General features: G+C 59.8%; 13 protein-coding genes. 5 read left to right on the forward strand and 8 right to left on the reverse strand.

The features are described from left to right. Positions 1–44 precede the first annotated feature (44 nt). From C4334_RS09730 to C4334_RS09740, 3 genes are all read right to left on the reverse strand, one after another. Positions 45–1,319 carry a FecR domain-containing protein gene (locus C4334_RS09730; RefSeq protein WP_352431894.1) on the reverse strand — a complete coding sequence of 425 codons (1,275 nt, stop codon included), beginning with the start codon at positions 1,317–1,319 and terminating at the stop codon, positions 45–47. A 479-nt stretch (positions 1,320–1,798) separates the two neighbouring features. Continuing rightward, positions 1,799–5,170, reverse strand: coding sequence for a TonB-dependent receptor (locus C4334_RS09735; protein ID WP_352431895.1), 3,372 nt, complete (start codon positions 5,168–5,170; stop codon positions 1,799–1,801). A 618-nt stretch (positions 5,171–5,788) separates the two neighbouring features. Next, a complete protein-coding gene (locus tag C4334_RS09740) occupies positions 5,789–6,910 on the reverse strand; it encodes a molybdopterin-dependent oxidoreductase (protein WP_352431896.1) in 1,122 nt (373 codons plus the stop codon). Positions 6,911–7,232: 322 nt separating this feature from the next. Here C4334_RS09740 and C4334_RS09745 point away from each other — a divergent pair, with 322 nt between their 5' ends. After that, positions 7,233–7,709: a DUF427 domain-containing protein gene (locus C4334_RS09745; RefSeq protein WP_352431897.1), complete on the forward strand. Its 477-nt coding sequence runs from the start codon at positions 7,233–7,235 to the stop codon at positions 7,707–7,709. 142 nt (positions 7,710–7,851) lie between these two features. Here C4334_RS09745 and C4334_RS09750 read toward each other — a convergent pair whose 3' ends face one another. The 4 genes from C4334_RS09750 to C4334_RS09765 form a co-directional block, all read right to left on the reverse strand. Further along, positions 7,852–8,607 carry a metallophosphoesterase gene (locus C4334_RS09750; protein ID WP_352431898.1) on the reverse strand — a complete coding sequence of 252 codons (756 nt, stop codon included), beginning with the start codon at positions 8,605–8,607 and terminating at the stop codon, positions 7,852–7,854. Positions 8,608–8,840: 233 nt separating this feature from the next. Continuing rightward, on the reverse strand, positions 8,841–10,958 hold the full coding sequence (locus C4334_RS09755; protein WP_352431899.1) for an alpha-ketoacid dehydrogenase subunit alpha/beta: 2,118 nt from the start codon (positions 10,956–10,958) through the stop codon (positions 8,841–8,843). A gap of 56 nt (positions 10,959–11,014) precedes the next feature. After that, positions 11,015–11,329 (reverse strand): hypothetical protein, encoded by a 315-nt coding sequence (locus C4334_RS09760; RefSeq protein WP_352431900.1) that lies wholly within the window; start codon positions 11,327–11,329, stop codon positions 11,015–11,017. 12 nt (positions 11,330–11,341) lie between these two features. After that, positions 11,342–12,520 carry an acyl-CoA dehydrogenase gene (locus C4334_RS09765; protein ID WP_352431901.1) on the reverse strand — a complete coding sequence of 393 codons (1,179 nt, stop codon included), beginning with the start codon at positions 12,518–12,520 and terminating at the stop codon, positions 11,342–11,344. A gap of 406 nt (positions 12,521–12,926) precedes the next feature. Between C4334_RS09765 and C4334_RS09770 the strand changes: the two genes are divergently transcribed. The 3 genes from C4334_RS09770 to C4334_RS09780 all read left to right on the forward strand — a co-directional run bounded on the left by C4334_RS09770 (position 12,927) and on the right by C4334_RS09780 (position 17,785). Continuing rightward, complete coding sequence (locus C4334_RS09770) at positions 12,927–14,147, forward strand: lysylphosphatidylglycerol synthase transmembrane domain-containing protein (protein ID WP_352431902.1); 1,221 nt, start codon at positions 12,927–12,929, stop codon at positions 14,145–14,147. 207 nt (positions 14,148–14,354) lie between these two features. Continuing rightward, positions 14,355–15,998: an ArnT family glycosyltransferase gene (locus C4334_RS09775; protein ID WP_352431903.1), complete on the forward strand. Its 1,644-nt coding sequence runs from the start codon at positions 14,355–14,357 to the stop codon at positions 15,996–15,998. A 20-nt stretch (positions 15,999–16,018) separates the two neighbouring features. Further along, positions 16,019–17,785, forward strand: a complete 1,767-nt coding sequence (locus C4334_RS09780; protein ID WP_352431904.1) for a bifunctional metallophosphatase/5'-nucleotidase — start codon at positions 16,019–16,021, stop codon at positions 17,783–17,785. Between the two features lie 301 nt (positions 17,786–18,086). Here C4334_RS09780 and C4334_RS09785 read toward each other — a convergent pair whose 3' ends face one another. After that, positions 18,087–18,782, reverse strand: a complete 696-nt coding sequence (locus C4334_RS09785) for a phosphatase PAP2 family protein (RefSeq protein ID WP_352431905.1) — start codon at positions 18,780–18,782, stop codon at positions 18,087–18,089. 166 nt (positions 18,783–18,948) lie between these two features. Here C4334_RS09785 and C4334_RS09790 point away from each other — a divergent pair, with 166 nt between their 5' ends. Continuing rightward, positions 18,949–19,950 carry an MBL fold metallo-hydrolase gene (locus C4334_RS09790; RefSeq protein WP_352431906.1) on the forward strand — a complete coding sequence of 334 codons (1,002 nt, stop codon included), beginning with the start codon at positions 18,949–18,951 and terminating at the stop codon, positions 19,948–19,950. Positions 19,951–20,094: the final 144 nt, after the last annotated feature.

Genomic DNA, 20,094 nt, shown 5'->3' on the forward strand with positions numbered 1-20,094 from the left:
TTATCTTGGCTCTCTCGCTCTTTACGGGCGATCTCAAACCGATTTTACGGAACGTCTATTTCGCGTCCGCCCTTATGACTCGGTCGCGGCATGTCGTTCGGGACGGAAGGGGCTGGCGGCGCAGTGGGCGTTGCTGGAACAGCGGCGGGGGCCGCTTCGCTGGCGCGCGTGCGGGCTGGAATATCAACGGGGCGACCGCCTACTCCGCCTTCCATCTCGATCCCTCGCTCTATCGCCCGCGTTCGCAGATCGCGGTCGAACCGTTCGATGCCTTGCATGTGCCGCTCCAATTGTTCGGCAGGAAGCGGTCGCGTTTCCAGCGTTTCGGCGGGCATCTTATGCGGCACGCCTCGGTCGGGCGGAGCGACCGACGGATTAGGCGTTGGCCGCGCAATTTGCAGCGGATTGGCTTGCGGCAGTTCGGGGCGCGCATAGTACCACGGGATGCCGAAGCCGTTGCGGTAGCCTATTCCGTAAGGCGAAGACCAAGAGGAGTAGAACGGCAGGAACGTGTAGCAATCGAGGCCGCGGTCGTAGATCCAGAGGCCGAAGTACGGAGCGCGTCCGTAGCCCCACGCGCCGCTTCCGCGGAAGCTCCAAAAGGCCATGTTGATTGTACGCTCCGAGAGGCGACGGTTGGCCTGTGCCAATAGCTCGGCTCGTTCACGGCTCCATAGGTCGAACGAATCGCGTTGCTTTTTGTCAAACTTCACAGGGGCGGCCATCCCGCTGGCGAGCTTCCGTCCGTCTTTGACCTCAACGCCGTTGACCAGGACCTTGCCTTTGTAGACCGCTACTTCCGTTTGTCCATCGGCCGCGACGTCGATGCGATACAAGCCGTTGCGATCGATGACGATCTCCGATTGCGGCGTCGTCGCGTGCAGGCGAAGGCGCGCGCCGCTCGCTCCCGTGATCTCGATGATGACGCTGCCGCGTTGAATCTTGATTCGCAAATCGTCGAGCGAGGCGTTGGAGAGTTCGAGTTCGGAACCTCCTGACATGCGCAGGTACGAACCCGGATTGAGCAACATCTCGACTCGTCCGTCGTCGCGCGTGCGGATGACATCGCCTGAGTCGAGCGCAAAGCGGGCGGAAAGCATCTGCCACCTGCCGTCGCGTTGATACTCAGCCACTCCGAAGACCGCATTGACGCGGCCAGCTTTGGCCGAGATCAAGTAGTGTTCTGGCATGTGTGTTTCCGGCGAGCGTGGAAGCCTTTTTTGTTGATCGCGCTCGATGTTGGCATCTTGCGCACGTGCTGCTTGAAACGTTCCAACGAGGGCGAAGACTAAAAGACAAGGAACGAATTTGGCGCGCATCGTTATCAACTCCTTTCACACCGCGCTGGTCGCAAGTGTAGCGGAATTTTCATCCTTTAGAACGGATTATATGCTGCAAAGAACGATTTGGAAAGAGAAAAGATGCGATCGAGACGCGGATTTCTGACAGTGGGCGAAAGCGGGGATTCAAGCGTCCACGGAGCGAATTCAAAGTCGATTAAATGGGCGAGAACTTTTCCAGAAGGACAGTCAACTTGTGTACAAAGGTGGGGATCTATGGAACGGATTCAAAAGAGCTCATCCTCGACGGCTATTGACGACCGCGCGGCATGTGCAGAAACGAGGATCTAATGAAACCGCTCCAAAAAGAGCTGAGCGCTAAGGTCATGCCCGGCGGGTTGAGCGCGGGACGAGCGCCTTTTGGGACGAATCTCAGCGCGCTTCAGCCCTAGCGAACGAACGCAAAAAAAGCGCGGCTTCGCGCGCGAAGCCGCGCCCAAGTTGCTTCGACTCGGAGGTTAAAACCCTAGCCTCAATCCCAGACGGAAGAATCGCGGGTAGTGCAAACCGCTCGTACCGGTGATCGAGCCGAAGTTGGTGCTCGTGATGCTGCCGTCCGGGTTGGCGAAGACCGGCGTGTTGGTCAAATTGATCGCGTCGGCGCGTAGTTGCAGGTCAACGCGCTCGCTGAGCGGAAGGCGGCGAAAGACGCCGAAATCCCAGCGGAAGAAGCCGGGACCGCGTAGGATATTGAATCCGGCGGTGCCGAAACGAACCTCGTTCGAGGGAACGGCGCGGAAGGCCGAGGTGTCGAAATAGGGTTGCCCTGGCCCTGTGCGGCCGTAGATTTCGACTTTGGATTTGATCAAGTCGGCGCGCTGCGTATTACCGGGAGCGTTGATTCCCGTTCCTGGTCCGGTCACGCTGAAGGGGGTGCCGCTGCCGAAGCGGATGATGCTGTTCAGTTGCCATCCGCCGAGCAACGTTGCAGCCACTCCGCCATTGCTCAGCCAACGGCGCCCTTTGCCGAAAGGCAGTTCGAGGATGTTCGTGATGTTAATGACGTGCGTGCGATCGAAATCCTGCAGCCTTTTGTTCAGGCTATAGAACTCCGGGATGTTTATGAGCAGCGTGTTGTCGCTGTTGGGCGCATAGCCGATGGCCTTTGAGAATGTGTAGTTGGCTCGCAGTTCGAACCCATTGGCGAAACGCCGATTCAGACTCGCTTGCAACGCATCATAGCTGCTGTTGCCGATCGGCGTGACCAGAAGCGTTTCCGCCGTGCGCCCGAATTTTCTGTTGAGCGCGCGACTCGCCGTCCCGCCGCCAAGCTGCGGGTAGTTCAGCTCGCGGTAGCCGAGTTGATCGATTTGGCGCGTGCCGACGTAGCCGATCTCGCCGACGAACCCCTTCCAAAGCTGCCGCTCGATGAAGAGGTTGAACGACTTGATGTAGCCGCGCTTGAACTCGTTGCCAAGCGTATAAACGGCGACGTTGCCCGGAACTGGCACGATGCCGTCGTCGAGTCCCGGATACGGGACGGACGGAATGCCTTGCTCGATCCTCCCGGCCCAGCCGAAAGAATTTGGTGCCGGGACGACCAAATTGGAGAGGAGCGGGTGATTCGTGCGCAGCGGGCGCGCCAAGGAGTACGGATCGTTGGTGATGCCGAAGCCAGCGCGGATGACCATCTTCTCGGTTGGGCGGTAAGCGACGCCGATGCGCGGCGCAAACTCGGTCTTGCTCACTTTGACGCCGAGGTCAAGCGGAACTTGTCCGACGCCGCCGATGAGCATGCGGTTGGTTTCAGGATCATATCGTTCCATGCCGCGCGTGGCGCGTCGCGGAATGGGGAAGTACTCCCATCGCGTACCGAACGAAAGCGTCAGTCGCGGCGTCACTTTCCACTGATCGCGGACGTAGAAGCTGTAAAGCGTGGCGCGCGTCGTGATCGGAAACTCGTTCAGTTCGAGCTTGCCGAATTGCGTCGTCAAACCCAGCAGGAAACTGGCCAGAGCGTTGTATGCGTTGGGGTTCGTGCCGCCTCGCAGCGCCGTTGGCCCACCGCCGAAATCGAATCCGCCACGCGATCCGTAGCTCGTTCCGACGATGAACTCCGGTTGCACGTGGTTCATGTTCTGTTGGTAGATGTCCGCGCCCCAACGTATGCTGTGGTTGCCGTGCAGGTAGTTGAAGTTGACCACGTACTGGTACTGGTCGTCGCTGCGGAAGTAGGGCATGTAGTTCTCTTCGACGCCGATGACCGAGTAACCTGAGATGCTGAAACGCGGGAAGCCGCTCTCGAACTTTTCGGTTCCGTTGGTGCCGGGAATGCCGAGCAGATCGAGACCGTAATTCTTCCCAATGCTCGGGTATTCGTTGTTGGTGTTCATGCGGACGAACCCGAAGACGCCATCGATGACGAAGTTGGGATTGAACGTGTAAGCTCCGCCGAGCGAAAAGACGTATGTCTTGCCGAACCCGGCTCCAGCGTTGGCGCGCCCGTCAATCCGTGGCCCTTCGATCTGTGGCCCAAAGGCGACCGGATTGTCGACCTGAAAGTCAAGCATGCTGAAGCGACCGAACATGTTGAAGCTTTCGGTGATGTTCCAATTGACTTTGCTGTCGATGGTATGACGGTCGAAGACCTGCGAGCCGGAGGCGAAGTAGTTGTTGAACTCGCCCGGCTGGTTGGGAAGCGGCAGCAACGACAGGATCTTCCTCGAGATCGGATTGATGCGCTCCGGACAGATGACGTTCTGCACGCCGTTGCAACTGATGATCTGCCTGCCTGATCCGTCGGCGTTGCCCGTCGCCGGATCGTAGATCACCACCGGCTGCCCGTTTACCACGAGATCGCGAAAGTCGCCGCTTCTGACTTTGGCCGTCGGAACGGAGAAGTTATCGCGTTGGACATTGCGCCGGTCAAACGTCCCTTCGTAGCTGACGAAGAAGAAGAGCTTGTCGCGCTTGATCGGACCGCCCAACGTGCCGCCGAATTGGTTGTAAACGAGCTTCGGTTTGTCGCGCTCGGGACCGCTGAAGCGATAAGGCTTCGCCGACAGGTGCTGGTTAGTGTGATACTCGAAGGCCGAACCGTGGAAATCGTTGGTGCCGCTTTTGATCTGCACGTTGATCGCAGCGCCGCCGGCTAACCCTTGTTCCGCATCGAAACTGTTGGTGACGACGTTGACCACTTGGATCGACTCAAGCGCCGGAACGTAGGCCGTGATGTGCGGCAGCCAGATGTTGGTCGCGCTCGCCCCGTCGATGCGCGTGTTGTTGATGCTGCTCGACGCGCCGTTGACGTGGAACTGAAGCGAGCGCGAAGGGTTGGACCCGACCGAATGGGGTTCGCCCGTGATCATGAATCCGGGCAACGTGGCGAACAGGTGCTGGTAGTTCCTGCCTAACGGAACGGGCAGATTCTCCAGCGCGCGGTTGTTCAACTCGCCTTTGACCTCTGCCGTATCGGTCTGTAATTGCGGTGTGTCGGTCGTCACCGTCACCGTCTCGGTGACCGTGCCAACTTCCATCGTGATGTCGACCCGCGTGACGTTGTTGATCGTAACGGGCACGTCCGTGCGCGTGAAGGTCTTGAATCCCGCGTGGTTGACCTTGACGGTGTAGTTGCCAGTTGGCACCGTGGCGAAAGTGTAATTGCCGGATTCATCCGTCACCGCATCTCGTGAAAGACCAGTCTGATTGTTCGTGATCGTCACGGTTGCCCCGGCGATGCTCGCGCCGTTCGGGTCGCGAACGTTGCCCGTGATAGATCCATAAAGGACTTGCGACTCTGCGGGGGAGAAGAACAGCAACAGCGAAGCGATGGTTGCCGTGCAGCGAAGAGCCGCCCGGCCTGCGTTCATGAATGGTCGGAAGGTGAACATCTTGAACTTTCCTCCAAATCGCTTTTCGGAAGTATGGCGAAGAGGGGGTATGAGAGCTTCGGGACGGAATTTGTCCTTTCTTTGTACAAAATGCCCATGTTGGTTCCCGTATCCCATCGCTTGGTCATCAGCGGTCAATCAGCAACGGTGGACGATCCGCATCGCTTTCGGCAAGCGCGCTCTGTGAAGAGATCGTTCAAACGAAAAGCTCCCAGCTCGCGGCTAAACGTCAAAGAGACGTCGCACGGGGAGAAGAAGAGCGCCCGAAAGGGGAAAGAGGGCGATTTTCGCGCTTTCTCTCGGACTTCACTGCAACCCGAAACGGCGCTTGCTGCTTCCCGTGCCACAGACGCCTGTGACGCGCTGAGTGTGGTGCGCGTTCGTGGCGACGAGCCTCGTGAAGCGTTGCGCGTGCTAGGCGTCTGTTTTCGGCGCAAGTATAGTCAGACGCTCGTTTTTTGTCAATACAAAGAACAAATTCCCCCCGGTACAACCGCGGCGAGCGGCGCGACGGGTTCGTCCTTCGCAAACGGCTGAGCTTCCGTGAGCGGCAAGCGACATTGGCACTACGTAAAGAGTTCGCAAGCGAAGAGATCGCGCCCGGCGTCGTCGGCTTTTTCAGCCGATGACGTTGAATCGCACGCGGTGCCAAGCGTTGTTCATGTAGCCTTTGAAGTTCCAGACGTGCTTGGTCTTTTCGGGTTGAGTGTTGGCCGCTGACTCCCACGCGCGCACGCAAGCGCAGTAAGCGCCCGGAGGCAAGTGAAGCGATACCTGCCAGAAACGCCACGTCCACCGGTTGCCTTCCGCGGAGAGATCGGCCACAGTCCAGGAGTCTCCGCCGTCGAGCGAGATCTCGACGCGCTCAATGGTGCGTCCGCCGCCAGTGAGCGCGTAACCGGTTAAAAGGACCGTGCCGGCTGGCACGCTCTCAGCTTCGCGCGGTGCGCAGATCACCGCGTTGACCGAGAGTTCCCCGAGCATCAAGCCTTGCGTCCAATCGGCTGTATCCGCCGTCACGCCGGGCGAGAAGAGTTTGTAAGCGCGCGCTTGGAAGTAGTTGTCCGATGGCTCCGTTTGGACGGTGATCTGCGCGAGCCATTTCACGCTGCGCGCCCCGATGTAACCGGGGACGACCACGCGCAACGGGAAGCCGTGAATGGGGCGCAGCGGCGCTCCGTTCATTTCAAAGGCGAGGAGGACTTCTGGACTCATGGCCTTTTCCAATGGAACGGAGCCGCCGAAGCCGAACTCTCGCTCCCCCTTGCGAACTGTGTCGAGGCCGAGAAAAGCGACATGGCGCGCATCGCTAGAGACCCCCGCTGCCGCGAGCAGATCGCAAAGCGCGACGCCGCGCCACTCGGCAGTGCCCACGGCGCACGTCTGCCATGGCACTTCACCGTCAATCCGCTTGATCGCCATCAGTTCATGCCGACGATTGCCCGCGCATTGGAGCGTGGCGACCACGCTTCTCGAGGGAAAACGGCGGCGCAGGTCGTCGAGCGAAAGCTGCAACGGCTGCCGGACCAAACCATCGACGCGCAAGCGATACAGGGCCGGATCGACATGGGGCACGGGCGCATGATTGCGCGTGAAGAAATCTTCCACAGGCGTGATAAAAGATGAACGCAGCGCGTCTGGCGGCGGTTCGGCGTTCAAAGGATCTTCCGCGCGGATGAGCATATGCACGTTCTTATCGAAGAGGCGCAGCAGGTCGTCTTTTGTCTTTCGATGCGTCACCTTCGTTCTCTCCGTTCGGGTTCGCGATCGTCACATTCTAGTCACATTCTAACCGAAAGGAGCGGGATACGACCATGCCTCTTACGGGAATCGTGTTGGCATCGAGAAGCTGAACAGCGGGCGTCGGCACGAAGCGAACGATGCGCTGAGCGACTTCGTAAAAAGCGTGTTAGCATCGAGAAGCTGAACGGTCGGATGAGGCCGAGTCAATCTCGGTTGTAGATCGTGGACGGACGGCAAGCCGCAAAGCGGCTTGATGCGTGCGACCGAGTCGAGTTCCGTTGTAGATTGCGTTTAGTACGAGAGACAAGGAGCGCTTCGAATGACCGATCAAAAGTTCGAATCCGTTTGGGACTATCCGCGTCCACCGCGCGTTGAGCGGAGCGCAAAGCACGTGCGAGTCGTTTTCAATGGCGTGGTCATCGCCGACACACGACGCGCCGAGCGAGTGCTCGAAACGAGCCATCCGCCCGTCTACTACATCCCGCGCGAGGACGTGTGCATGGAGTTTCTGACCCAGTCGGGGAGGCGCAGCCATTGTGAGTGGAAGGGCGAAGCAACCTACTATCACGTTTCGGTCGGGGAGCGGCGCGCGGAAAATGGGGCTTGGAGCTACCTCGATCCACGCCCTGAATACCGCGCCATTCGCGGCCACATCGCCTTCTACGCATCAAAGATGGATGCTTGCTATGTTGATGATGAGCGCGTTCAGCCGCAACCTGGCGATTTTTACGGCGGCTGGATCACGCGCGAAATACGCGGCCCCTTCAAAGGCGAGCGCGGAACAGAAGGTTGGTGAAGAGCGTGCCCTTCACATGGCATCAGTGAATCAAGGTGCGCGCCCGATCTTGGCGGCGAACCGCGCGCGATCCGGCGGTGCGAGGTTCGAGCAAGGATGCTTCGGCGTCCGCGAAACTCAGCTCGGGGCGGATTTGTGGCGATCAGGCGGTGCGCAATTCGAGCAGGGATACTTCCGGCGGGCAGCCGTAGCGCACGGGGAGCACCACCGTTCCGATGCCGCGCGAAACGTAGATTTGCGTTTCGCCGCGTTGGCCCAGTCCTTGCAAAAGGCGTCGGCGCGCGCGACGTCGGCGCGGCCAGGCGATCTGTCCGCCGTGCGTGTGTCCGGCCAGAATCAGGTCCACTCCGTAGCGCGCCGCGCGCCGCAGGATGGTCGGATTATGTGCGAGCACGAGCTTCATCTCGTTCTCGCGCGAACCAGCGAGCGCGAGCGCAAGATCTTCCAAACCGACCATGGCATCATCGACACCAGCGAGCCAAAAGGCGCAGCCGCGTGCCTCGAAGCGACGCCCTTCGTTGATGAGCACCTGAATGCCTTCGGCGCGCAACAGATCGGTCACCAACGGGGCATCGGTCCAATGATCGTGGTTGCCGAGCACCGCATAGACGCCGAAGCGCGCGCGCAAGCGCCCTAAAGTTTCAGCGCATGGAGCAGCGTATTCGCGTTCGTGCGAGACGTAATCGCCGGTGAGCGCGACCATATCCGGTGCCAAATCGTTGGCGATCTCCACCGCGCGTTCGATCTGTGCGCGGCTTGTCAACGGACTATGATGCAGATCGGATAACTGGACGATGCGAAAACGATCGAGTTCGGGCGGCAGGCGGCGTAAGTATATGACGCGACGTTCGATGGTGAGCTGATACGGTTCGGAAAGCGCCGTGCGCGCTATTTGCACGGCAGTTGTCGCCAGCGCGCGCCAAATGTTCTGACGCGGTGTCGAGGGTCGAGATTCTCTCCACCTGATCGAGCTGACCATGTTGTTAAGCGTGTTTCTTCGCTAGACAGCGCGCTTCTGTTTTCGATCTATCTCAGGGGCGTCGAACGGGCAGCAATTATAGTCAGCGCTGCCTCCCGACGCAACCTCTGCCGTCGGAGGTGGATTCAACAAACGCCGGTCTATGCCGAAGGTCAGTAACTGTAGATCTCCGTAATGGCGTGCAGCACGTCTCCGACTTGCGGGAGGATCGCGTCCTCGAGTTGCGGCGCATAGGCGACGAACGTATCGAGCGCCGCGACGCGACGCACAGGCGCGTCCAAGTATTCGAACAGCTCATCGGCGATGCGCGCGGCGATCTCTGCGCCGAAGCCGAACGAGCGCGAATCTTCGTGTGCGATGATGACCTTGTTCGTGCGCCGGACGCTCTCGGCGATCGCTTCCCAATCGTAAGGGACGAGCGTGCGCAAATCTATGACCTCGACGTTGATCCCTTGTTGCTCAGCCTGCTTGGCCGCAACCAGCGAACGCTGGACCAGCGCGCCGTAGGTGATAATGGTCACGTCCGTCCCTTTGCGCACGGTTTTGGCTTTGCCGAACGGGATCATGAAATCAGCCGGCGGATAGGGCGATTTGTTGTACGCTTGACGATAAAGATGCTTGTGTTCGAGGAAGAGAACGGGATCATCGCAACGGATCGCCGTGCGCAACAGCCCGTTGGCGTCGAGCGCGTTCGACGGGTAAACCACGCGCAAGCCTGGGACGTGCGTGAAGACCGTTTCGCCCGATTGCGAATGGTACACGGCTCCTCCCTTCAAATATCCCCCGATGGGGACGCGGATCACCACCGGCGCCTTCCACTCGTTGCCGGACCGCCACCGGATCAGCGCCAGTTCGTTGCGTATCTGGTGATAGGCGGGCCAGATGTAATCGAAAAACTGTATCTCGACGACTGGTTTGAGTCCGCGCGTCGCCATGCCGATGGCGCGTCCGACGATGTTGGCTTCGGCCAGCGGCGTGTTGAAGACGCGGGCGCTGCCGAAACGGCGTTGCAGGTTGGCCGTCACTTTGAAGACGCCGCCTTTGCCTTTGACCCGTTCGAGATATTGTTCGCGCGAGCAATCGGCGACATCTTCGCCGAAGACGAGAATGCGCGGATCGCGCGCCATCTCTTCGTGCAAACAGCGATTGATCAAATCGACCATGGTGCCGGGATTGCCTGCAAGCTCAACTCCTTCTTCCGTGTCGAACGCTTCAGAGGTCGGATCAACATCGGGCGAAAAGACGTAAAGCGTCGCCGTCTCGGGCGCCGGCTGCGGGCTGGCGAGCGCGATGTCGGTGGCGCGATTGATCTCGGCATCGACCTCGTCTTTGATCCGTTGCAATTCATCTTCGGCGACGATCCCTTCGGCTAACAGAAACGAGGCGAACCTGCGGATCGGATCGCGTTCCGCTTCTTGCGCGCGCTCTTCTTCCGGGCGGTAGAGCCGTTCGTCGTCGGAGAGCGAATGTGAGTAGGGCCGAATCACTTTGGCATGCACGAGCGCTGGTCCGCGTCGTGCGCGGCAGTATTCGACGGCGCGGCGCATCACTTCAAGCGACTCGATGGGATCGGTGCCGTCGCACTTTTGAATCAGGAGGTGGGGAAAACCGGAGACGAGCTTCGCTATGTCGCCACCAGCCGTTTGCACTTCGACGGGAACGCTGATGGCGTAACCGTTGTCTTCGATCAGAAAGAGCACGGGAAGTTTCAGATTGCAAGCCGTATTGAGCGCTTCCCAGAACTCGCCCTCGCTGGTCGTGCCATCTCCTGCCGAACAATAGACGACTTCGTCGCCATGAAAGCCGAGCACTTTATCCTTGATCTCATCGATCAGCGTTGCGCGATAGCTGGCTTCCGCTGCGCCAACGGCCTGTAGGAACTGCGTTCCGGTCGGCGAAGATTGCGTGACGATGTTCAGCCGCTTGCTCCCCCAGTGCGATGGCATCTGGCGGCCATGGGAATTGGGATCGGCCTCGGCGCCGACGGCCGCCAAAAGCATCTCGAGCGGCGTCATCCCGAGCTGTAAACAGAGGGCGCGGTCTCGGTAGTACGGGTAAAACCAATCGTAGGCCGGGCGCAAAGCCATGCCCGCCGCGACGAGCACGGCTTCGTGTCCGGCGCCGCTGATCTGAAAGAAGATCCGGTTCTGTCCTTTGAGCTGGATCTCCTTGTCATCGATGCGGCGCGACATGTACATCGTGCGGAAGATCGAGATCAATTGCTCTCGTTCGAGACCGCGGTGGGTTTGGGTTTTGATTTGAGTCGCCATGTTCGTTGTCGGCTCGCTCCTTCGGTTTTTTGCAAACTGCGCTGGCGCGCACCGTATTAATCAGCAAAATCGGCATCGAGCATCAGGCGATACTCTTCAGCCAGGGACGGATGATTGTGACGTTCGGCAGCGACAACGCCCTGTTCGAGCGCACGGCGCGCTTGCTCACGTTGGCCCAGCTTCTCGTAGGCGCGCGCGAGCATCCCATAGGCGTTGCCTTCGTCGTCGGCCAGTTGCAGGTAGCGCACGAGCAGGCGGACGACATCTTCAGCGCGGTCCAGCTTTTCGTACTCTTTGGCGAGGCCGAAGAGCACGGAGGTATTCTCCGGCTCAGCGGCCAGCATCCGTTCGAGCACCTCGATGCGCGACATCGCCGACAAGCCTCACTTGCCTCCGATCAGCAGCTTGGCGATGGTTTGCAACTGCATGTTGGAGGTGCCTTCGTAGATGGCGCCGATCTTGGAGTCGCGCCAATACTTTTCGACCGGATAGTCTTTAACGAAGCCATAGCCGCCGAAAAGTTCAATCGCTTTGGAAGCGACTCGCTCGGCAACGCGCGACGAGTAAAGTTTGGCCATGGCCGCCTCTTTGACAAAGGGGCGCCCAGCATCTTTCAGCCGCGCGGCGTTGTAGACCATCAGCCGCGCCGCTTCGATCTCGGTCGCCATCTCGGCCAATTGAAACTGCACGGCTTGAAACTGATTGATGGGCTTGCCGAATTGTACGCGCTCACCCGTGTACCGTAGCGCGGCTTCGAACGCTCCGCGCGCCAGCCCGACCATCTGCGCGCCGATGCCGATCCGTCCTTCGTTGAGCGTCTCGATCGAGACTTTGTAGCCTTTGCCCACCTCGCCGAGCACGTTCTCTTTCGGCACGCGGCAGTCTTCGAGGATGAGTTCCACTGTGGATGAAGCGCGGATGCCGAGTTTGTTCTCTTTCTTGCCGACGGAAAAGCCTTCAAAGCCGCGCTCGACGATGAAGGCCGTGATCCCGCGATAGCCCGCCTCTGGATTGGCGTTGGCGAAGACGATGAAGATCTCGGCCTCGTTGCCGTTGGTGATCCAGAGTTTGCGCCCGTTCAGGACGTAATGGTCGCCGCGCTCGACGGCGCGCGTCTTCATGGCGAAGGCATCGGAGCCGGACTCAGCCTCGCTGAGCGCATAAGCGCCCACCGCTTTGGTCGCCAGTTGCGACAGATATCTCTTCTTCTGCTCCGGATTGCCCCAACGTAGAATGGCGTTGTTGACGAGCGTGTTCTGCACATCGACGAAGACGCTAACCGATGGATCAACGCGCGAAAGCTCTTCCACCGCGATGATCGCCGAGAAGAAAGAGCCGCCAGCGCCGCCATACTCTTCCGGCGTTTCAATGCCCATCAAGCCGAGATCGAAACACTGTTTGATGATCGCCGGATCGAGCCTCTGTTTTTCATCCATCTCTTCGACGCGCGGGCGCACTTCGCCTTCGGCGAATTCGCGCACCGATGAGCGGAACATCTCCTCATCCTCGGTCAGCACGGTCAAGGGCACAGGCTGAAAGATCTGCGTCGCGGATTGGCTCATCTTCTCTTCCTTTTCTAACGAGTTTGAAAAGTCGGCTTCGCGGTCTGCGCACTACGCGAATAGGTGATTATACTTTCAATGCGCTTCGCTTCTCAAACGGAAACGCGATCTCACGCCCCGACGTCGTCATTTGTTCCGTGAGAGGCTTCGGTCGACCTCAGCGCGTAGCCGGGATCGATCTCCGAGCGCACGTCGCAAGTGATCGTTCGATTGTCGCTCGCTTTCGGCGCGACTAAGACAAAACGCGGCGGCGAACATGGCGAGTCGCCGCGTCTTGCGCCTTGAAGGCGACTGAGCGAGCTTGTGAACAGTTTCGGGCGAGCGCTCGGAGGAGCGCATCGGAAGCGGGCCTGAGTTTTGAATCACCGCTCGGGTCTTTGGTGGCCGCACCTGCGGCGCGCGCAGGATGAAAACGAGGCGCTTGATCAAGCGCCTTCTTGCTGGCGTGGGCTTCGGACGCTGCATCCACTTTGTGGAGCTTTGCGTCGAACGCGCGCATTTGTGTTTGCATCCAACAGTGCCGTATCTTCTTCTCGCGCAACGGTCGCGCAAGCAACGGTGGCAGCGCTTTATGTCTCAAGGGCAACCGAGGTTGATCGCTCCGCTGAGCCTTCTTTTCGCTTTCGCTGGCCTTCTGCTCTTCGCCTATTCGGTTTGGCATGTTGGCCTCGAAGAAGTTTCGCAGGCGATCACGCGGCTAGGCGCTGGGTTTTTGTTGGTCTTGGCCATTTCAGCCGTTCGCCCGGCTGTGCGGTCGTTGGCGTGGATGCGCTGCGTACAAGGCGAAAAGAGATTGCGTTTCGGCGACGCTATGAGCGCTTACGTGATCGGCGATGCGCTCGGAAATCTCGTTCCCTTCGGCATCGTCGTCAGCGAGCCGACCAAAGCCGCGCTCGTGCGCGAGCGGCTCCCGTTGCCGCACGGGCTGGCGGCCATTGCTGTGGAGAACATCTTCTACAGTTTTTCGGTGATGGCCTTTCTCCTAGTGGGCAGCCTCGCGCTGTTGTTGAGTTTTCCGTTGCCCAGACCTTTGCGCGTAAGTTTATGGGCGACGGCCATCGTCATCGTGGCGCTCGCGGCGGCGCTTGCGATCTTGCTGCGTAGAAGGGCGCGGCTAATTAGCGGCGCGTTCAAGCGGTTGGCCCGAAGGTGGAAGCGGCTCGCTCAGTATGGTGAGCGCATACGGATGTTTGAAGAGCGCGTGCTCGGTTTTTGCGATGAGCACGGCGATCGGGTGTGGGCCATCGGCGCGTTGGAGGCTGCGTACCACTTATCGAGCGTGCTGGAAGCTTACGTCGTTTTGCTCTTCGTCAGCGAGATCTTTCCGACGCCGCTCAAAGCTTTCGCTTTCGAAGCCGTCAATCGCATCACGACGGTGGTCTTCAAATTCGTTCCCTTTCGCATCGGTATCGACGAAACGGGCACGGGAATGCTCGCCGTCGCGCTCGGCGTCGGCGCCGCGAGCGGGGTAGCGTTGGCCATCGTGCGCAAAGGGCGCATTCTCTGTTGGACGGCAATCGGTCTCCTGCTGCTCGTTCTGCGTGGTTTGTCGTTGCGCGAAGTGACGGCACAAAGCGCCGAGGCGCTAAAAACAAAGGCGAGGCTGCGCGCCGAAGAGTTCGACTAAAGGCTGCCGCCGAAAGCGCTTCGGAAGCGTCCGTGCGGCAAACGGTCGAGCGATCGTCTGTGAGCCGGGCATCGCTCGAGGCATTCGCGCCAGTGTGGCTTGGAACGACGAAGCGAAGATCATCTTCTGGATCGAAGGTGTATCTGGCTCGGCACGAAATGGGCTTTTCATCGAACGTTGAAGAGATCGCACAAGGGGAGGGGTTGGGTGAGCAGCATCGAACGCAAAGCGCAACGCCGCGCCAGCGAGCGGCAAGCGTTCGGCGCTTTGATCGCGATGTTCGAGCGGCACATGATCTGGGTGCTCGTCGTGTTCGTCATCATTGGATTCGGCCTGCGCGCGCGCGGCTTAAGCGAAGTCGGTTTAGCCGAGGATGAGGCGCGCAAGGTCGAAGCCGTTCGCGCTTATCGTGCGGGCGAAATCGCCGCCAATGCCGAACATCCGATGCTGATGAAGACTTTGATCTACGTTTCGACGCTGATCGCCGAAACGTTGCGCACGAGATTGGGCGCGGAGATCAGCGATGAAGCTGCGGTGCGCTTCCCCAATGTCCTCTTCGGTTCATTAACGGCCATCCCGCTCTTTCTCCTCGCTGCGGCCCTTTTCGATCGTCGCATCGGATTGATCGCCGCCGCTCTTTGGTCCACCGGGGTCAATGCCATCACCTACAATCGGATCGCCAAAGAAGATACGCTGCTCGTCTTCTTCATGCTGCTGGCCTTCTACTTCTACTTGCGCGCCAAGCAAGCCTCGTCGAGCGAGACGCGGCGCAAGCGCCGTTGCTACGTTCTAAGCGGCGTGGCTTTCGGTCTGATGCTGGCTTCGAAATACTTCCCGCACTACTTCGGGTTGAACATGCTCTATCATCATCTGGTGCGCGTGCGCCAGCGCGCGCCCGGCGAGCCGCGCGGTCATACGCCCGCCTTCTTCTACTTGATTACGGCGGCGATCTTCTTGCTCGCCAACCCAGCCGCTTTGTTGCCACAGACGTGGCACTACCTGACCTCTTACACGAGCGAACAACTGCTAAGGCATCACGGTTACTTGATGGGCGATCGGCTCTATCCGAATCAGATATCGAGCACGCCCTTCGGCACACCGCCCTACTTTTACCTGCTCTTTCTCGCCACCAAAACGCCATTGCTGCTGCTCGCAGCCTTGGTCATCGGCCTCGCGGTGATCGTACGGCGGTGGCGCGTTCCGGGTCCAGCTTTCTTGTTGATGATGTTCTTGTTGTGGATCGTGCCCTATTCGTTGGTTGGCGCGAAGTGGCTGCGTTATACCTTGTCGCTCATGCCTTTCGTTTACATGATCGCCGCCGTCGGCATCGCGTGGCTCGCCGTAGCCGTCAAGCGTTTCTTCGCACAAAACGGACTGAAGGCCGTGGCGCCAGTTGTGGCCGTCTCGCTTGCAGGCGCGTTCGTCGCCGTTCCAGCGCACGCCGCTTTCGTCAGTTGCCCGCACTTCGGCCTTTACACCAACCGTTTGGCCGCGGACCGCGCTGGCTATCACTTCCCGCACGATGAGTTCTACGACGATGGGCTGCGCGAAGCCTTGCTCTTTGTCTGCGCCAGCGCTCCGCAAGGCGCCACCGTCGCGCACGAGACGCCGAGCGCGACGCGCTACTATTTCGAACGTTGCGGTCGGTTGGACCTGCAACCGCGCCCGCTTTCGGATCCCGATTTCGGTCCTAGTTCTGCGCCGCGTCCGACGTTTTACATCCTGCAACGCGGCCGCACCTATTTCGAGAACTGGGCCGAGATGGAGCAAGTGCGCGCTTCAGCGCAGAAGGTCTTCGAGGTCGTCATCAAGAACAAGGTGGCTGCCGAAGTTTACGTTCATCAAGATTAGGAAGGAGTGGTTGAACAGGGATGAATTCAGATCGAAACTTCTTTCAAGATCTTTTGTCTCTGGTGGTCTTCCTCCGCGTCTGCGGCGATGGCGCCGGGCGCAACGCCGCTCGGGCGCGAAACCCTCGATTGTTGGCGGGCATGATCATCTTTTTCGCCTTCTGGTTCGTCTCGCCATCAGTTGCGCAACGCGCGTGGATCACCATCATGTCAACGACGGACATGCACGGCAACATCTACCCCATTGATTACTACACGAACCGGGAAGATGCGCGTGGGCTGGCGCGCGTGGCGACGCTCATCAAGCGCGCGCGGCGCGACAATCCCAACCTGCTCCTCATCGATTCCGGCGACACCATTCAAGGGACGCCGCTCGTCTATTTGCATCACAAGCAGATGACCCAGCTTCCTGATCCGATGATGCTTGCGATGAACGCACTCGGTTACGATGCGATGGCGGTCGGCAATCACGAGTTCAACTTCGGCCTCGCAGTGATCGAAAAGGCGCGGCGCGAAGCGCGCTTCCCTTGGCTATCGGCCAACACCTATCGCAAGGGGACGGACGAAACTTTCTTCCTCCCATACATCGTCAAAGAGGTGCGCGGCGTGCGCGTCGGCGTTCTGGGGTTGACGACGCCGGGCATTCCGAACTGGGAGAATCCGGAAAACTATGCCGGACTCGAATTTCGCGATCCCGTGGAGGAGGCCAAAAAGTGGGTCTCCGTTTTGCGTGAACGCGAGCGCGCGGATCTGGTCGTCGTGGCGATGCACATGGGATTGGAAGAGGACCTTCGCGTCGGGCGCGATGAAGGCGCGGAGACGCGACACGAGAATGCCGCGCTCGAAATCGCACGCACCGTCCCCGGCATAGACGTCATCCTGATGGGACACACGCATCGCGAAGTGCCGGCGCTTTGGGTCAACGGAGTGTTGCTCACGCAAGCCAACCGATGGGCCAGTCACGTCGCGCGCGTGGACCTTTATCTCGATCGCGGCGCGGACGGGCGTTGGCGTGTGACGGCTAAAGGGGCGCGCACGCTCTCGGTGGAAGGTGCCAGCGAGGATCCGGAGATCGTCAAGTTGGCCGAACCTTACCATCGCGCTACGCAGGAGTGGCTCAGTCGAACGATCGGTTGGTCCGACCGCGAGCTTTTAGCGCGCGATGCGCGTTTCATGGATTCGGCCATCCTCGATCTGGTGCAGCGCGTGCAACTCGATGCCGGTCAAGCCGACGTATCGCTCGCCGCCGTCTTCAATCCGCAGGCGCGCATTCCGCGCGGTCCCGTGACGGTGCGCGACATCGCTTCGCTCTACGTCTATGAAAACACGCTCGTCGTCATCGAGGTGACCGGAGAACAACTGAAAGCGGCCTTGGAGCACGCGGCGCGCTACTTCAAGCCTTACGTTCAGGGCAAAACGGCCGCCGAACTGGTTGACGAGAAGATCCCCGGCTACAACTTCGACGTCGCCGAAGGCGTCAGCTACGAGATAGATTTGACCAAACCGATCGGCCAACGGATCCAAAACCTACGATTTCGCGGGCAGCCTGTGCGGCCGGACCAGAAGTTTCGTCTGGCGACGAACAACTATCGCTACAACGGCGGCGGCGGTTACACCATGCTCAAAGGCGCGCCTGTGGTCCGCCGGACCAGCGAGGAGATCCGCGAACTGATCATCGAATGGGTCGCCAAGCACAAGAAGATACCAACGGAACCGGACAACAACTGGCGACTGTTGCCCGTCGGCGTCGAACGAAGCGTGCCGCGTGCGGCAGCGGCAGCGCCGTGAAGTTCAGCGATCGCTTGATCATCTCGCTGCTTCGCCGAAAGGTCGGCGAAGCAACAACATCGTCGCCTTGGATGGTTCGTTCTGTGGTGGCGCGCGGCGAAGCGGCGCTGCTCTGTGAGCTTTCGTCGCTCGTGGTTCATCGTCTCACGAAGAACTTCGGGCTCCGATAGCGCGTAAACCTTCGCCGCTCCATTTCACGAAGAACTTCGGTCTCCGATAGCGCGTGAACCTTCGCCGCTCCATTTTCCACCGAATTGAAGGGCAACGACGGAGGTGTTCATCGGAGCTGTGCCGCGGGCCCTTATGTTCTCCGGTCAACTGAGGCGAGCGCGTCTTCTTTGAATCGGCGGTATGAGTGCAGGACCAGAGGGAGCCACAAGCCGCTGATCAAGTAAGCGCCGAGCACGTCGCTTGGCCAATGAAGACCCAAATAGACGCGCGACAAACCGATGAGCAGCACAGGCAGAGCTGCTAGCGCAAGCGCCAGAAGACGCACCGAAGTGGCGCGCGGCAGAAGCGCATAGGCGACGAAGAAGAGGAAACCGAAATACGCAACGTAAAACATCACGTGCCCTGATGGAAAACTCTTTGAGTCGAGCGAACCGAAGACTTTGACCAGATTGGCATCGGGGCGCGGGCGTGCGATCAGCAGTTTGATCGCGTTGTTCAAAATTGCGCCGCCGGCAGCGCTGAGCACAAGGTGCGCTGCTTCGCGCTTCAGCTTCATAGCTGCGAGCACGGCGGCCGTCGTCCCGGTCAGCGCGTAAGGGATCCAGCCGTCGCCGGCGACCGAAACGGCGCGCATCACGGCGAGCAACCACGGCTGATCAAAGGATTGGATCAAGCGGGTTGCTGCCACGTCCCAAGCGAAGTGGGCGTAAAGATGCGCGAGCAGCGCGAGCGTCGCAAAAAGGACGAACGCCGCGCCATATAGAACCTGCGCACGTCTGATGCGCGCGACGATCACACGCTTTTTGATCTTCGTCCTTTGGTTCATCGTTGGTTCTTGGCCGATAACAATGAGCGGCTTTTCATCGCCGGTCCAGAAACGAACGCGCTGCCCTTTCAATCGTTCCTACGCGAAACGAGAGGCTGTCGGTATAATGTCGCAAGTTTTCGTCGCCCGGCAACACCGGGCGCGAAGTTCGAACAAGGGAAGGGGAATGTTGCGGGTAGAGTATCATCGCGGACTGTACTTGCCCGACCTCGATCTGTGGCTCGATGCGGCCGAACCGCGCGCGGCGTGCGTCATCACGCATGCTCATTCCGATCATATCGCGCGTCACCGACGAGTGATCGCCACGCCGGAGACGGCGCGCCTCTTCCGTCATCGTCTCGGCGACGCTGAAACGGAAGAGTTGCCTTACGGCGAAAGGCGCGACTACGGGCGCTACGCGCTCACGCTTTACCCGGCGGGACACTGCTTGGGCGCGGCGCAGGTGCTCGTCGAAGCCGATGGCGAAAGGCTGCTCTATACGGGGGACTTCAAGTTGCGGGAGAACGTCGTCGCCGCCTCGGCGCGCGTCATCGCGTGCGACACGCTCGTGATGGAAGCGACTTTCGGTGAACCGCACTACCGTTTTCCGCCGCAGGAAGAGGTCGTCTCGCGCTTGTATCAGGCGGTGGACCAAGCGCTCGCGCAAAGGCGTGTGCCGGTGGTGCTCGCCTATGCGCTTGGCAAGGGGCAAGAAGCTTTGGAGTTGCTTCTGCGTCGTGGCTATCGCGTGATGCTACATGGCGCTGTATGGAACGTCGCGCAAGTCTATCGCGAACTCGGCGTCCGTTTCAGCGGCGAGTTCTTTCGCTACGAACGCGGCGCGCTCGACCGACACGTGCTCATCGCGCCGCCGAGCTGTCGGCAAATGCCGATGATCGCCAACATCGCCCAAAGGTACGTCATCATGCTCACGGGATGGGCATTACACCGAAGCGCGCCATACATCTACCGTGGCGTCGATCTTCTTCTGCCGCTTTCGGATCACGCCGACTTCGATGAACTACTTCGAGTCGCAAGCGAAAGCGGCGCACGACGCATCCTGACCACGCACGGCGAAGCCGGTTTTGCCATGCGCTTGCGCGCTCTCGGCTTCGAAGCGCAACATCTGGCATCGCATCCGCCGCGCGCGAAACGAAGCCGCGGACAACGCGCGCTGCCGCTCGATTGATGAAACGAGTTGCAGAACGGGACGCGCAGCCGCGTCAAACGCCGTCCGTTTCTCTTCGCCTCGCTGGCGTGCAGAGCGGATAATGCGCGAATGGGAACGTTGCCCCCCGCTCTTCGCGTGCTTGCTCATCGTCGCGCCTTCGTT

It is taken from the genome of Pyrinomonas sp. (genome assembly GCF_040289685.1).
Taxonomy (GTDB): Bacteria; Acidobacteriota; Blastocatellia; order Pyrinomonadales; family Pyrinomonadaceae; genus Pyrinomonas.

Excerpts from the sequence above, each read along its gene's own strand:
- C4334_RS09790 (WP_352431906.1), top strand. The coding sequence starts at position 18,949 with ATGTTGCGGGTAGAGTATCATCGCGGACTGTACTTGCCCGACCTCGAT.
- C4334_RS09755 (WP_352431899.1), bottom strand. The coding sequence starts at position 10,958 with ATGGCGACTCAAATCAAAACCCAAACCCACCGCGGTCTCGAACGAGAG.
- C4334_RS09735 (WP_352431895.1), bottom strand. The coding sequence starts at position 5,170 with ATGTTCACCTTCCGACCATTCATGAACGCAGGCCGGGCGGCTCTTCGC.
- C4334_RS09745 (WP_352431897.1), top strand. The coding sequence starts at position 7,233 with ATGACCGATCAAAAGTTCGAATCCGTTTGGGACTATCCGCGTCCACCG.
- C4334_RS09730 (WP_352431894.1), bottom strand. The coding sequence starts at position 1,319 with ATGCGCGCCAAATTCGTTCCTTGTCTTTTAGTCTTCGCCCTCGTTGGA.
- C4334_RS09770 (WP_352431902.1), top strand. The coding sequence starts at position 12,927 with ATGAAAACGAGGCGCTTGATCAAGCGCCTTCTTGCTGGCGTGGGCTTC.
- C4334_RS09760 (WP_352431900.1), bottom strand. The coding sequence starts at position 11,329 with ATGTCGCGCATCGAGGTGCTCGAACGGATGCTGGCCGCTGAGCCGGAG.
- C4334_RS09785 (WP_352431905.1), bottom strand. The coding sequence starts at position 18,782 with ATGAACCAAAGGACGAAGATCAAAAAGCGTGTGATCGTCGCGCGCATC.
- C4334_RS09780 (WP_352431904.1), top strand. The coding sequence starts at position 16,019 with ATGAATTCAGATCGAAACTTCTTTCAAGATCTTTTGTCTCTGGTGGTC.
- C4334_RS09765 (WP_352431901.1), bottom strand. The coding sequence starts at position 12,520 with ATGAGCCAATCCGCGACGCAGATCTTTCAGCCTGTGCCCTTGACCGTG.